Origin of the sequence: Kitasatospora sp. NPDC086009 (assembly GCF_044540385.1) — a bacterium.
In the GTDB taxonomy this organism is placed as follows: Bacteria; Actinomycetota; Actinomycetes; order Streptomycetales; family Streptomycetaceae; genus Kitasatospora.
Genome location: NZ_JBITSA010000012.1, coordinates 226,114 through 239,620, shown reverse-complemented (window position 1 = coordinate 239,620; position 13,507 = coordinate 226,114). Strand labels below are relative to the sequence as shown.

Here is a 13,507-nt window from a genome sequence, read left to right as displayed (position 1 = left end):
GCCGGTCAGGCGTCCTGGGTGTTCAGCTGGAAGTACCAGACGCCGTAGATCGCGTCCGGCTGCTTCGGGTCCGACTCGACCACGGTGACCAGGGTCTTGCCGGAGGCGTTGAGGGCCTTGGAGGCCGACACCGAGCCGGAGTAGGTCGAGCCCTTGGCGGCCGAGGCGAGGATGAAGCGGCCGCCCTGGGCCTGCTGGCCGCCGTTGGTGTTGGCCCACCAGCCGCGGTCGGCCACGTCCGGGGTCACGCCGAGGCCGAGCTGGTCGCTGGCGACCACGTCGGAGGAGGGCAGCTTGCCCTCGTCCAGCGCCTTGCTCGCCCGGTTCTGGCACTCCTCCTGCTGCTCGTCGGTCAGCGGCTTGCCGTCGTTGAAGCAGAACGGCCCGACCTCCATGGAGGACCGGCCGACCGTGAGGGTGACACGGTGGCTGGAGGGTTCTTCCTGGCCCGTCGCGTAGGCGATGGACCCGCCGACCGTGCCGGCGCCGATCACGACGACGGCGCCGACGGCGGCGATGACACGGGTGCTGAGGCTCATGCGTCAGAGGCTACCGGGCTTTGCCGATCACGCTACGCGGGGGTCGGCAACCGCGTGTTGCGGCCCGGGGGCGGTGCGGGGGGCGGCGCGGGGCTAGGCCACCCGCGGGGCGGTCGCGCGGCGCCGGGTGCCCACCTTGAACAGCGCGCGAACCGTCCAGAGCAGCACCACGCCGACCACGCCGGCCGCCACCGAGAGCCCCAGCGCGCCGTCCAGCGGCAGCAGGATGCCGACCGCGCCACCGGCCACCCAGGACAGCTGCAGCAGCGTCTCCGAGCGGGCGAAGGCCGACGTCCGCACCGACTCCGGGACGTCCCGCTGGATCAGCGCGTCCAGCGCCAGCTTGCCCAGCGAGGCCGCCACCCCGGACGCGGCGGCGACCACCACCACCGTCACCACGCCGGACCAGAGCGCGGCGGCGGCCGTCGCGCAGGTGGCCAGCAGCAGCATCGCGGTGACCGTCGCCTCCGAGCCGCGGGTCCGCAGCCAGGAGCCGAGCACCGAGCCGAGCGCGTTGCCGGTGCCGGCGGCCAGCGCCACCAGGCCGAGCGCCAGGGTCGGCTGCAGCCCGCCGACCGGATCCTCGCGCAGCAGGAACGCCAGGAACATCACCAGGAAGCCGACCAGCCAGCGCAGGGCCGACATCGCCCGCAGGGCCAGGATCACCGACGGGCCGACGGTGCGCAGGGACGCCTTCGGGGTGTCGGCGCTCCTGGCCTCCTCGGCGCCCGGCACGGCGGCGGGCTCGCCGTGCGCCTCGGCGTGCAGGACGGCCCGCTGCTCGCCCTTGGCGGAGTCCACCTCGTGCGGCAGGTGGAAGGCCATCAGGGTGCCGACCACGAAGACCAGGAAGGCGCCGCGCAGCGGCCAGCCCGGCCCGATCAGGTGCAGCACCCCGCCGACCCCGGCCGCCACCATGGTGGCCAGCAGCCCGGCCAGGGTGACCCGGGAGTTCGCCTTCACGAGTGACAGCCGGCTCGGCAGCAGTCGTGGCACCACCACGCTGCGCACCACCCCGTACGCCTTGGACGCCACCAGGACGCCCAGCGCCTCCGGGTAGAGCGCCAGCCCGCCGCCGGACACCGTGCCGGCCATCGTCCACGCCAGCACCGCGCGGGCCAGCATCGACATCGCCATCGCGGCCCGCCGGCCGTGCGGCAGGCGGTCCAGCAGCGGGCCGATCACCGGCGCCAGCAGCGCGAACGGCGCCATGGTGATCAGCAGGTAGAGGGCGACCCGGCCGCGCGCCTCGCCGGTGGGGACGGAGAAGAAGATGGTCGAGGCCAGCGCCACGGTGATCAGCATGTCGCCGAAGGAGTTCAGCGCGTGCAGCTCGATCAGCTTGGCCAGGCCGGACTCCCCGGCGCCCTCGGCGGAGGTCGCCCGGCGGATCCGCCGGCCGGTGCCGTGTACGACCTTTCCGGTTCGGGCGCCGGCGGCGGAGGCGGTGCGGACCAGGAAGTGTCGGCGGGCCTCGGGCGCGCCGTCGAGTTCTCCGGCGGCGTCGGACGCTTCGTCGGCCGGCCGGTCCGGGCGCTTCACGAGATCCACCGGCGGCCCGTCGCCGTCCCGTCCGGGCACCGTCGAGGCGCCCACCTGGTGCGGTTCGCCCGCACCGGGGGCCGGAGCCTGCTGTCGCGGCACGGCGTTCGCCTCGTCGGGGCTGCCGGCCTGCGAGGCGCGCAGTGCGTGCTGCGACGGTTTTTCGTCCGCCACAAGCCCATCCTGCCCCAGAATCGGTACTGCGACGCGGGATTCCGCTCCGCTCGGCGCGGCCCTTCCGGAGCCGGCGGGCGCCCCGGACTGTGCCGGGTGGCCGACCGGCGGGTAGCCTGCCCAGGGTCCGCCCGAACGCGCGCCGGACTCCGGAGGACCGGACGGGCGGCGCGGCCGGTATCCGTGGCGGCCCGTGGTCGCGCAGAATGGTCGAGGGAAACCGAGCCGCGACGGAACAGGCAACACGCCGTGGGCAACAGAAGAACTGGGAGAGAATCGACGCCGTGAGTGCTGCGATGCGAAGCCGTACCCCCGATCGGCTCTGTGCCGAGGCCGTCGAACTCGCCCGGCAGGCAGCGGACGAGGCCGTCGGAGCAGAGACCGTAGGGGCGCACCTCGGCGTCCAGGCGGATGCCGACCGCGTCGTCACCCACACCTTCGAGTGCCTGGACGCGGCATACCGGGGCTGGCACTGGGCGGTCACCGTGGCCCGCGCCCCCCGCGCCAAGAACGTGACCCTGGACGAGGTCGTGCTGCTGCCGGGCGACGACGCCGTGCTGGCCCCGCAGTGGGTGCCGTGGAGCGAGCGGCTGCGCCCCGGCGACATGGGCCCCGGGGACCTGCTGCCCACCGACGCCGACGACCTGCGCCTGGAGCCGGGCTGGACCGGCGAGGACGAGCCGGCCCCGAACTCCGTGGTGGCGCTGGCCGAGGAGGACGTGGTCGTCTCCGACCCGTCGGTCCAGCCGGCCCCGGCCCGCGCCCAGATCGGGGCCCTCGCCGAGGAGCTCGGCCTGGGCCGCAGCCGGGTGCTCTCCCGGCTCGGGCTGCACCTGGCCGCCGACCGCTGGGAGAAGGCGCACGGCCCGCAGACCCCGATGGCACAGGCCGCGCCGGCCTCCTGCGCGAGCTGCGGCTTCCTCGTCCCGATCGGCGGCTCGCTCGGTCAGGCCTTCGGCGTCTGCGGCAACGAGTTCGGCCCGGCCGACGGTCAGATCGTCTCCTTCGCGTACGGCTGCGGCGGGCACTCCGAGGCGGCCGTCATCCCGGCCCCGCCGGCGCCGTCCGAGCTGATCCTGGACGAGCTGGTGATCGAGCCGCTCCAGCTGCACCCCGACCGCACCTCCGGTTCGGTGGAGCCCGACGCCCCGGCCGAGGAGCTCGGCCACTCCTGAGCACGGTGGCTCCTGAGCCGGGCCGCGTTCCCGAGCCCGGCTGTTCCCGGGCCCGGGAGCGGCCCGGAACCGCCCCCACCGGGCGGAACGGCGCCGCGGCCCGGGCCCGGTCCGCAGGGGGTGCCCGGGCGGGGGAGAATGCCCCCCGTACGAAGTACAGGGCGGCGGAGGGTGGCAGTTCCAGTGGAACCTCGGATCATCGGCAGCGGCACGGACGAGCACCACGCGGACCCCTTCGGCAGCGCCGTCCTGCGCCGCCGGGTGCTGGACGCCTGGGCCGCCTCCCCGGCCCGGTTCCGGGAGGACGCCAACGCCGAGGAGGAGCTCGCCCTCGGCGGCTACCGTGACCGGCTGGTCGTCGAGTTGGCGCAGAACGCGGCCGACGCGGCGGCCCGCGCGGGCGGTGCCCCGGGCCGGCTGCGGCTGACCCTGGCGGACGGTGTGCTGGCCGCCGCCAACACCGGTGCGCCACTGGACGCGGCCGCCGTCGAGTCGCTGTCCACTCTGCGCGCCTCCTCCAAGCGCGCCGACGAGCAGCCCACCGTCGGCCGGTTCGGCGTCGGCTTCGCCGCCGTCCTCGCCGTCACCGACGAGCCCGCCGTGCTGGGTGCCGCCGGCGGCGTGCGCTGGTCGCTCGGCGAGGCCCGCGCGCTGGCCGAGGCGCAGCCGGCGCTCGGCGAGGAGCTGCGCCGCCGCGACGGCCACGTGCCGCTGCTGCGGCTGCCGTTCTCGGCCGAGGGCCCGGCCCCGGCCGGGTACGACACGGTGGTCGTGCTGCCGCTGCGCGACGCCGCCGCCGAGGACCTCACCCGCCGGCTGCTGGCCGGGATCGACGACGCCCTGCTGCTCACCCTGCCCGGGCTCGCCGAGATCGTGGTGGAGACCGAGGAGGGCACCCGCACCCTCACCCGCGGCGCCGCCGAGGCGCGTCCCGACGGCGTCGCCGAGGTGACCGTCACCGACGACGCCGGCGGCCGGCTGCGGCAGGCCGTCTGGCAGACCGCCGGCGCCTCCGGCACCCTGGACGCCGCGCTGCTCGCCGACCGCCCCACCGAGGAGCGCGCCCGTCCGTACTGGACGGTGACCTGGGCCGTCCCGGTCGCCGCCGACGGCAGCCCGCAGCCGACCGGGATCGCCCCGGTGCTGCACGCGCCCACCCCCAGCGACGAACCGCTCGGCCTGCCCGCGCTGCTGATCGCCTCCTACCCGCTGGACTCCACCCGCCGGCACGTCGCCCCCGGCCCGCTCGCCGACTTCGTCACCGAGCGCGCCGCCGACAGCTACGCCGACCTGCTGCGCGCCCGCGGCGGCGACCTCGGCTCGCTCGGGCTCGTCCCCGGCCCGCTCGGCCAGGGCGCGCTGGACAACGCGCTGCGGGCCGGCATCCTCGCCCGGCTGCCCGGCACGCCGTTCCTGCCGCACACCGCACCGGTCGAGGAGGGCACGCCCGCACTGCGGCCCCGGGACGCCACGGTGCTGGAGGGCGCGGACCACTCGGTCGTCGAGGCGCTGGCCCCGATCTTCCCCGGCCTGCTGCCGGCCGGCCTGGAGCGCCGCACCGAGCTGCGGGTGCTGAACGTGCGCCGGGTGCCGCTGGCCGACGTGGTCGACCAGCTCGGCGGCCTGGACCGCGAGCCCGCCTGGTGGCGCAACCTCTACGCGGCGCTCGGCGCGGCCGACCCGGAGGCGCTCGGCGCGCTGCCCGTGCCGCTCGCCGACGGCCGGACGGTCACCGGTCCGCGCCGGGTCCTGCTGCCCTCGGAGGACGCCGACTGGGCGGCCTTCCCCGGCTACCCCGAGGCGCTGGCCGGCGCGCTGGCCCTGCTCGACCTGCGGCTGGCCCACCCGGAGGCGGCGCACCCGCTGCTGGCCAAGCTCGGCGCCGGCACCGCCACCCCGGCCGGGGTGCTGGACACTCCCGAGGTGCGGGCCGCCGTGGCCCGCTCCTACGAGCTGGCCGAGGACGACCTGGACGCCGCCACCGACGTCGCCGAGTCCGTGCTCGCCCTGGTCAAGGCGGCCGCTCCGGCGGTCGGCGAGCACCCGTGGCTGGCCCGGCTGGCGCTGCTGGACGACGAGGGCGAGCCGGCCCGCGCGGGTGAGCTGATCCTGCCGGACAGCCCGTTCGCCGCACTGGCCCGGGAGGAGGACGCCGGCTGGATCGACGACGAGCTGCTGGACCGCTGGGGCCCCGAAGTCCTGACCGCCGTCGGGGTGTTGGCCGACTTCGTGCTGGTCCGCGCCGAGGACGTGGTGCTCGACCCGGACGACCTGGAGCGGCTCGACCCGACCGCCCCCGCCGACCGCGCGGCCGGCGGCCACCCCACCGGGCTGCTGGACGAGGCGCCCGACGGCCTCGCCGAGTGGGCCGAGGACGCCCTGGAGGCACTGCACGCCGACGACGCCGACCCGGTCGGTGTCCCGCCGGTCGCGGCCGAACTGCTGGTCGTCCGCGACCTCGACCTGGTGGACGACGACGCGTGGCCGCAGGCGCTCGCCGCCCTCGCCCGCCCGCCGTACCGGGAGGCCGTGGTCAACCCCGTCCGCACCCTGCTGCCCGACGGCTCGTACGCGGACCTGCCGCCGTACACCGCGTGGTGGCTGCGCGACCACCCGGTGCTGGACGGCCGCGAGCCGGCCGGGCTGCGGGCGGCAGGTGCCGACCCGCTGCTGCGCGGCCTCTTCGAGGAGGCCCGGACGACGCTGGACGAGCAGTTCCTGCACGCGCTCGGGGTGCGCACCACGCTGACCGCGCTGCTGGCCGAACCGCACGGGCCGGACGAGCTGCTGGACCGGCTCACCGACCCGGCCTCCGTTATTGGGCACCGTCAACTGCACGGAATCCACAGCGCGTTGGCCCGGGTGGCGGCGGACCGGATCGAGCCGCTGGACGTCGTCCGGGCGCTGCCGCCGCTGGACCGGGAGACCGGCCGCCGGCCCGCGCACACGGTGCTGGTGGACGCCACCGAGGCGGTCGTCGCCGACGCCCCGGACCTCGTCCAGCTGCTCCACCCGTACCCGCTGCTGCCGGTCGCCCCGGCGCTGGCCGCCGACCTCGCCGAGCGCCTGCACGTCTCGCTGGCCAGTGAGGTGGCCGGCGGCCGGGTGCTCTCCGAGGGGCAGCTGCACCGGGTGCCCGCCGTGGTCCGCGAGCTGCTGCCCGGCTGCCCGGTGGCCTACGAGGAGCACGAGGAGCTGCTGGTGGTCGGCCCGGACGGCGAGGAGGCCGCCGTGGACTGGCGGTGGGACACCGCGGCGGACGCCCCGGAGGCGCCCTACGACCCGGACGCCGCCGAAGCCGCGGACGAGGACGACGAGTTCGAGCTGCCGCCGGTGCCGGGGCTGCTGCACGCCGCGACCCCGGAGGGTCTGGCGGCCGGTCTCGCCTGGTCGGTCGGGCAGTGGCACCGCCGGTTCGAGGTGCTGGCCGCGCTCACCGAGCCGGACCGCGCCTACGAGCTCTCGGCCGCCCGGGACTTCGAGGGCTGACCGGGCTGGCGGGCCCGCGGCCGGGGCGGCGGGCCGGCGCCCGGTCGGCTCCGGCCGGGCGCGGGTGGCCCGCCCGGTGCCCGTCCCGGCCGGCGGGGCGGGAGCCGGGCCCGGGCGCCCGTGCCCCGGTCCAGCCGGTCCGGGCGGCCGCGCCCAGCCACCGGTAGAGGCCGACCGTGACGGTCAGCCAGAGCACCGCGACCACCACCGGCGCGGCCTTGCGCAGCCACGGCCCCGGTTCGATCAGCGCATCGGCGCCGACCAGGGCGAGCCCGGCCGCCCCGGCCGCCAGCATTCCCCCCAGGAAGGCGGTGAACGCCTCCAAGTCCCCACCCCTGCGCGCCATTCAGGACCCCCTTCAGGGTCAATCATCCGCCTTCCGCCGCATGATCCGCCAGGAGACCTCCAGCAGGAGTCCGGCCACCAGGGCGATGCCGACACCGATCCAGGGGTCCCGGGTGCCGGAGAGCGAGAGCTGGAAGAAGTCGGACAGCCACGGCACCGTCAGCACCAGCGTGAACGCCCCGCCCATCGTCGCGATCAGCAGCAGCCGCCACCAGTTGTACGGCCGGGCGACGATCGCCAGCACCCACAACGCCACCAGGAACAGCGTCAGCGTCGCCACGCTGGTGTCGGACTTCAGGTCCGTGGCGTGGTCGGCCCGGGCCAGCGCGTACGCGGTGAAGGTGGCCGTGCCGGCGATGATCCCGCCCGGCACGGCCATCCGCAGCACCCGGCGGACGAAGCCGGTCCTGGCCCGTTCGTTGTTGGGCGCCAGCGCCAGGAAGAAGGCCGGGATCCCGATGGTGAGGGTGGAGAGCACCGTCGAGTGCCGGGGCAGGAACGGGTACGGCGAGTGGGTGAAGATCACCAGGAGGGCGAGCAGGACCGAGTAGACCGTCTTCACCAGGAAGAGCCCGGCCACCCGCTCGATGTTGCCGATCACCCGGCGGCCCTCGGCGACCACCGACGGCAGGGTGGCGAAGGAGTCGTTCAGCAGCACGATCTGCGCGACCGCCCGGGTGGCGTCGCTGCCGGTGCCCATCGCCACGCCGATGTCGGCGTCCTTGAGCGCCAGCACGTCGTTGACGCCGTCGCCGGTCATCGCCACGGTGTGCCCGCGCGACTGCAGCGCGCCGACCAGGTCGCGCTTCTGCTGCGGGGTCACCCGGCCGAAGACGCTGGTCCGGTCGGCGGTGTCGGCGAGCTCCTGCGGATCGGTCGGCAGGGTGCGGGCGTCCAGCGGGTGGTCGGCGCCGGGCAGGCCCAGGTGCGAGGCGACCGCGCCGACCGAGACGGCGGCGTCGCCGGAGATCACCTTGGCCCGGACGCGCTGCCCCTCGAAGTAGCGCAGGGTGTCGGCGGCGTCCTCGCGCAGCCGCTGCTGGAGCACCACCAGGGCGAGCGGCTGGAGGTCGGCGGCCGGGTCCGGGGAGTCCAGCGGGACGGGCGTGCGGCCGAGCAGCAGCACCCGCAGCCCCTTGGTGCCCAGTTCGTCCACCTCGGTGAGGGCCGGGTGGCCGGTGGGCAGCAGCACGTCCGGGGCGCCCAGCAGCCAGCTGGCCTCGCCGCCCTGCGGTTCCAGCAGCTGCACACCGCTCCACTTGCGGGCGGAGGAGAAGGGCATCGCCTCGATCACCCGCCAGCCGCCGCCGTTGCCGTGCTCCGTGTCGCCCCTGCCGTACGCGTCGATGACGGCCTGCATGGAGGGATTGGGGCGGGTGTCGGCGCCGGCCATCACCCCGAGCGCCTGCTTGACGACCTCCGGGTCGGAGAGGACCGGCCGGCCCGGCGGCGCGTCCGCCCTCGGCCGGCCGTCGGCCTCCGGCCCCGGCGGCAGGGTGCGCAGCTCGACGACGTCCATGCCGCCCTCGGTGAGGGTGCCGGTCTTGTCCAGGCAGACGGTGTCCACCCGGGCCAGGCCCTCGATCGCGGGCAGCTCCTGCACCAGGCACTGCTTGCGGCCCAGCCGGACCACCCCGATCGCGAAGGCGACCGAGGTCAGCAGCACCAGACCCTCGGGGACCATCGGCACGATGCCGGCGATCATCCGCCGGACGGCCTCCCTCCAGTCCCGTCCCTCCACCGCGAGCTGGCTGATGATCAGACCGATCGCGGTGGGGATCAGCAGCCAGGTGATGAACCGCAGGATGCTGTCGATGCCGCTGCGCAGCTCCGACTTGACCAGGGAGAACCGGCTGGCCTCCTCGGCCAGCTGCGCCGCGTAGGCCTCCCGGCCGACCTTGGTGGCGGTGAACGCGCCCGCGCCGGCCACCACGAAGCTGCCGGACATCACCTGGTCGCCCGGCTGCTTCAGAACCGAGTCGGGCTCGCCGGTGAGCAGCGATTCGTCGATCTCCAGACCGTCCGCCTCGGTGATCTCGCCGTCGACGATCACCTTGTCGCCGATGCCGAGCAGCACGGTGTCGTCCAGCACGATCTCGCCGGTGGCGATCTGCTGGACGGCGCCGTCCCGGCGGACCTGCGGTCTGGCCTCGCCGATCAGCGCGAGGCTGTCCAGGGTCTTCTTGGCGCGCATCTCCTGGATGATGCCGATCGCCGTGTTGGCCACGATGACCAGGCCGAACAGTCCGTCCTGGATCGGTCCGACGACCAGGATGATGCCGAACATCACGCCGATGATCGCGTTGAACCGGGTGAAGACGTTGGCCCGGACGATCTCGCGGGTGGAGCGGCTGGACCGCACCGGCACGTCGTTGACGTCGCCGCGGGCGACCCGTTCGGCGACCTCCGCGGTGCTCAGTCCGCCGCGCCGGCCGGGCAGCAGGCCGAGCGGGTGGGCGCCGTCGTGCCGGTCCCCGGGCGTCTCTTCGGCAGGCTGCGCAGGGTGCGTCATGGCACCGACTCTACGGGCGCCTTATGTCCGATGCGTGCTACTAAAGGACTATTCAGTCCGACTGGGTGGCCGGGTCGCCGCCGTCACCGGCGGCGGCCTGCGACGCGGCCGCGGCGGCCCGGTCGCGGGCGATGGCGTCCCGGCGGGCGCGGCAGTACCAGAGGCCGATCAGGCCGAGGCCGGCGCCGGACAGGCAGATCCACGGCCAGCTGCCGTGGCCGTGGTCGGAGAGGGTGCCCTGGAAGGGGAGCAGGACCAGGAAGGCGACGAACCACAGCACCGTGCCACCGCCGACGATGGCGACGTCGTTGGCCTCCAGCGGCGGGGGCGAGGGGTGCAGCGGGCTCTTCGGCATGAGGCCTAGCGTACGGGGCGGGGTGCGGTTGTCCGCCATCACGCGGGCCGGTCCCGGACACCTTCGGCGGGTGGCCCCGGCGTCGCCGCGGCGGTGGGGGCGCGCCCGGGCCGGCGGCCACCCCGCCGTTCCTGGGGTGTGATCGTTCTACGCGCGAAGATAGCGCGTGTGCGATTGGGGAACTCATACTTGTGATTCCGGTTGGCCGCGCCATGCCCAGGACGCCTGTGTTCGTGCCCGTCCCACCGGGCCCGCCCGGCCACCACCGTCGCTCCGGGTGTCCCCCTCCTCAGCCCCCACCAGAGGACGCACGCATGCCTGTGGCCCAGCCGACCACCGAGTCGCCCGAGCCCGCCTCCAACGCGCCGAAGCCCCCCGCCGGCGCGCTGGACCGCTACTTCCGGATCTCCGAGCGCGGCTCCACCCTGCCGCGCGAGATCCGCGGTGGCATCGCCACCTTCTTCACCATGGCCTACATCCTGGTGCTCAACCCGATCATCCTGGCCAGTGCCACGGACATGACCGGCGCCCACCTGGACAGCGCCCAGCTGGTCACCGCGACCGCGCTCACCGCGGGTCTCACCACCCTGCTGATGGGCGTGATCGGCAACGTCCCGATCGGCCTCGCCGCCGGCCTGGGCGTCAACACCATCGTCGCGCTGCAGCTCGCGCCCAAGATGACCTGGCCGGACGCCATGGGCATGGTGGTGCTGGCCGGTTTCGCGATCATGATCCTGGTCGCCACCGGTCTGCGCGAGCGCGTCATGAACGCCGTCCCGCTCGGCCTGCGCAAGGCGATCGCGATCGGCATCGGCCTCTTCATCAGCCTGGTCGGCCTGGTCGACTCCGGCTTCGTCAGCCGCATCCCGGACGCCGCCCACACCACCGTCCCGCTCCAGCTCGGCGGCAACGGCCACCTGCTCGGCTGGCCGGTACTGGTCTTCGTGCTCGGCCTGCTGCTCACCCTGGTGCTGGTGGTCCGCAAGGTGCCCGGCGCGATCCTGGTCTCCATCGTCGTGATGACCGGCCTCGCCGTGGTGATCGACAAGGTCGCCGACATCCCGGCCACGAGCTGGGGCCTCACCGTCCCCAGCTGGCCCGGCAACCCGGTGGCGGCGCCCGACTTCGGCCTGGTCGGCAAGGTCAGCCTGTTCGGCGGCTTCGAGAAGGTCGGCGTCCTCACCGGCGTCCTCTTCGTCTTCACCGTCCTGATGTCCTGCTTCTTCGACGCGATGGGCACCATCCTCGGCGTCGCCGACGAGGCCCACCTGCTGGACGCCAAGGGCGACCTGCCCGGCATCAACCGGATCCTGATGGTGGACGGCATCGCCACCGCCGCCGGCGGCGCGACCTCCTCCTCCGCCAACACCTGCTTCGTGGAGTCCACGGCCGGCGTCGGCGAGGGCGCCCGTACCGGCTTCGCCTCGATCGTGACCGGCGCCTTCTTCATGGTCGCGCTCTTCCTCACCCCGCTCGCCACCATGGTCCCCGCCCAGGCCGCCACCCCGGCCCTGGTCACCGTCGGCTTCCTGATCCTGGCCAACTCGATCAAGGAGATCGACTGGGCCGACTACACGATCGCGATCCCGGCCTTCCTGACCATCGTGATGATGCCGTTCACGTACTCCATCACCAACGGCATCGGCTTCGGCTTCATCGCCTTCTGCGTCCTGCGGCTCGCCGCCGGGCGCGGCCGCGAGGTGCCGATCGCGATGTACGCGGTCTCGGCCGTCTTCGCCTTCTACTACCTGATGCCGGCCCTCGGCCTGCTCTGAGCCGTAGTGCCCGCCGGGCCCCTCCCCGCCTCGTGCGGGGAGGGGCCCGGTGCGTTCGCGGGGGCCGGTGCACTCCCTAGTGGACGCAGAACTCGTTGCCCTCCGGGTCCTGCATGACCGTCCAGGAGCCGCCGGGCTCGTCGACCGCGCGCAGGACGGTGGCGCCGAGGGCCTCCAGCCGTTCCACGGTGGCGTCGCGGGCGTCGGGGCCGGGGTGGAGGTCGAGGTGGAGGCGGTTCTTGGCGGTCTTCGCCTCGGGGACCTGCTGGAAGAGCAGGCGGCGGCCGAGGCCGGTGCCGCTGACCGGGTCGAAGGGCTCGTCGGGGTGGCGGACGCCGGCCAGGGTGCGCCAGGCGGCGCGGCCGTCGGTCTCCGTGACGAGGTCGGGGGTCACGGCGCCGGCTGCGAGCAGGCGGGCGATCAGGGCGCTGTGGTCCTCGACGGTGTAGTCGAGGGCGGCGGCCCAGAAGGCGGCCTGGCGGTGGGGGTCGGCGCAGTCGATGACGAGCTTCCAGTGCAGAGGCATGTAACCCGTTATATAGGTTACCTGACGCGCGATCAATGACCGACCTGACGGGCCTGCCAAAAATGGCACTGTGTAGGGCAGTTGGCGGTGGGCATACTGCCTGGACGGGAGACGGGGAGGGGGCTCTACCGATGGTGCAACAGGATCCGCCCGGGGGAGACGAGGCGAGGCTGCTGCCGGAGCTGTTCCGGACGGCGGACCAGGCCTCGCTGGACGGTCAGCGCGAGACACTGCGCTGGTACCGGGGGCTGATCGGGATGCTCGTGATCGCCGCGGTGGTCGGCTCGCTGCCGGGGCCCGAGCACCGGGGGGACAGCGACATCACGCCGCTCTTCTCGGTGGTGGCGTTCCTGGTGGCCGGCTACTTCTGGTCACGGCTGCGCCGCAGCAACCCGCAGGGGCGGTGGTACGAGGCCCGGGCGGCGGCCGAGTCGGTCAAGACGCTCGCCTGGAAGTACTCGATGCGGGCCCGGCCGTTCGACGGCGAGGCGGAGTCGGCGGAGGTGGACCGCGGCTACCTGCTCCAGATGGAGGACGTGCTGCACGCCTTCGAGGACCCGGAGATCGTGCCGCCGGACACCACCGTGGAGATCACCCCGGAGATGCGCCGGGTGCGCGCCGAGAGCCTGGTCGCGCGGCGGACGTTCTACCTGCGCACCCGGGTCGAGGGGCAGCGCACCTGGTACCGCTCGCGGGCCGAGGCGTGCGAGACGCAGGCGGTCTCCTGGGGGCTGGGGATCGCCGCCCTCATCATCATCGGGGCGGCGGCGGCGATCGCGCAGGCGGTCGGCGCGCTGCCGGTGCACGTGTTCGGGGCCAGCTCGGCAGCGGCCGCCGCGGTGATCGCCTGGACCCAGCTGAAGCAGCTGCGCCCGCTGGCCGCCGCGTACCAGCTGGCCGCGCGCGAGCTGGAGAACGTCGGGAACCAGCTCTCCGACCTCGATCTGAAGGCCCCGGACGCCGAGGCCCGCTGGGCCCGGCTGGCCGCCGAGGCGGAGGACGCCGTCTCGCGCGAGCACACCACCTGGCGGGCCCGGCGCGCCTTCCCCCGGTGAGCGGCCGACCCGGTGTGGAA

The 13,507-nt window shown here is 74.7% G+C and carries 10 protein-coding genes; 4 read left to right on the top strand and 6 right to left on the bottom strand.

Features of this window, described 5'->3' with window-relative positions; all coding sequences use genetic code 11:
- Positions 1-5: 5 nt before the first annotated feature.
- Together ACIF6L_RS26055 and ACIF6L_RS26050 are read right to left on the bottom strand one after the other, a co-directional pair.
- Positions 6-539 carry a hypothetical protein gene (locus tag ACIF6L_RS26055; RefSeq protein ID WP_329489176.1) on the bottom strand — a complete coding sequence of 178 codons (534 nt, stop codon included), beginning with the start codon at positions 537-539 and terminating at the stop codon, positions 6-8.
- A gap of 93 nt (positions 540-632) precedes the next feature.
- A complete protein-coding gene (locus ACIF6L_RS26050) occupies positions 633-1,997 on the bottom strand; it encodes an MFS transporter (protein WP_396488941.1) in 1,365 nt (454 codons plus the stop codon).
- A gap of 554 nt (positions 1,998-2,551) precedes the next feature.
- Here ACIF6L_RS26050 and ACIF6L_RS26045 point away from each other — a divergent pair.
- Both ACIF6L_RS26045 and ACIF6L_RS26040 read left to right on the top strand, forming a co-directional pair.
- Positions 2,552-3,430 (top strand): DUF3027 domain-containing protein, encoded by an 879-nt coding sequence (locus ACIF6L_RS26045; RefSeq protein WP_359803867.1) that lies wholly within the window; start codon positions 2,552-2,554, stop codon positions 3,428-3,430.
- A gap of 183 nt (positions 3,431-3,613) precedes the next feature.
- Positions 3,614-6,919: a sacsin N-terminal ATP-binding-like domain-containing protein gene (locus ACIF6L_RS26040; RefSeq protein ID WP_396488856.1), complete on the top strand. Its 3,306-nt coding sequence runs from the start codon at positions 3,614-3,616 to the stop codon at positions 6,917-6,919.
- On the opposite strand, the gene ACIF6L_RS26035 is transcribed toward ACIF6L_RS26040, so the two are convergent.
- From ACIF6L_RS26035 to ACIF6L_RS26025, 3 genes are read right to left on the bottom strand one after another with little or no spacing between them, the layout of a single operon-like run.
- A complete protein-coding gene (locus ACIF6L_RS26035; protein ID WP_329489178.1) occupies positions 6,864-7,265 on the bottom strand; it encodes a hypothetical protein in 402 nt (133 codons plus the stop codon). The genes ACIF6L_RS26040 and ACIF6L_RS26035 overlap by 56 nt on opposite strands.
- Before the next feature lie 18 nt (positions 7,266-7,283).
- The gene (locus tag ACIF6L_RS26030) at positions 7,284-9,776 is read right to left on the bottom strand and encodes an HAD-IC family P-type ATPase (protein WP_396488854.1); all 2,493 of its coding nucleotides are present in this window, start codon (positions 9,774-9,776) and stop codon (positions 7,284-7,286) included.
- Positions 9,777-9,828: 52 nt separating this feature from the next.
- Positions 9,829-10,131 (bottom strand): DUF2530 domain-containing protein, encoded by a 303-nt coding sequence (locus tag ACIF6L_RS26025; RefSeq protein WP_359803807.1) that lies wholly within the window; start codon positions 10,129-10,131, stop codon positions 9,829-9,831.
- Between the two features lie 314 nt (positions 10,132-10,445).
- Here ACIF6L_RS26025 and ACIF6L_RS26020 point away from each other — a divergent pair, with 314 nt between their 5' ends.
- On the top strand, positions 10,446-11,906 hold the full coding sequence (locus tag ACIF6L_RS26020; protein ID WP_359803806.1) for an NCS2 family permease: 1,461 nt from the start codon (positions 10,446-10,448) through the stop codon (positions 11,904-11,906).
- 76 nt (positions 11,907-11,982) lie between these two features.
- Here the strand turns inward: ACIF6L_RS26020 and ACIF6L_RS26015 are convergent, their stop codons facing one another.
- Positions 11,983-12,432, bottom strand: a complete 450-nt coding sequence (locus tag ACIF6L_RS26015; protein ID WP_329489182.1) for a VOC family protein — start codon at positions 12,430-12,432, stop codon at positions 11,983-11,985.
- Positions 12,433-12,563: 131 nt separating this feature from the next.
- Between ACIF6L_RS26015 and ACIF6L_RS26010 the strand changes: the two genes are divergently transcribed.
- A complete protein-coding gene (locus tag ACIF6L_RS26010) occupies positions 12,564-13,487 on the top strand; it encodes a DUF4231 domain-containing protein (protein ID WP_329489183.1) in 924 nt (307 codons plus the stop codon).
- The last annotated feature ends 20 nt before the right edge of the window (positions 13,488-13,507 follow it).

Excerpts from the sequence above, each read along its gene's own strand:
- ACIF6L_RS26055 (WP_329489176.1), bottom strand. The coding sequence starts at position 539 with ATGAGCCTCAGCACCCGTGTCATCGCCGCCGTCGGCGCCGTCGTCGTG.
- ACIF6L_RS26045 (WP_359803867.1), top strand. The coding sequence starts at position 2,552 with ATGCGAAGCCGTACCCCCGATCGGCTCTGTGCCGAGGCCGTCGAACTC.
- ACIF6L_RS26035 (WP_329489178.1), bottom strand. The coding sequence starts at position 7,265 with ATGGCGCGCAGGGGTGGGGACTTGGAGGCGTTCACCGCCTTCCTGGGG.
- ACIF6L_RS26030 (WP_396488854.1), bottom strand. The coding sequence starts at position 9,776 with ATGACGCACCCTGCGCAGCCTGCCGAAGAGACGCCCGGGGACCGGCAC.
- ACIF6L_RS26025 (WP_359803807.1), bottom strand. The coding sequence starts at position 10,131 with ATGCCGAAGAGCCCGCTGCACCCCTCGCCCCCGCCGCTGGAGGCCAAC.
- ACIF6L_RS26020 (WP_359803806.1), top strand. The coding sequence starts at position 10,446 with ATGCCTGTGGCCCAGCCGACCACCGAGTCGCCCGAGCCCGCCTCCAAC.
- ACIF6L_RS26015 (WP_329489182.1), bottom strand. The coding sequence starts at position 12,432 with ATGCCTCTGCACTGGAAGCTCGTCATCGACTGCGCCGACCCCCACCGC.
- ACIF6L_RS26010 (WP_329489183.1), top strand. The coding sequence starts at position 12,564 with ATGGTGCAACAGGATCCGCCCGGGGGAGACGAGGCGAGGCTGCTGCCG.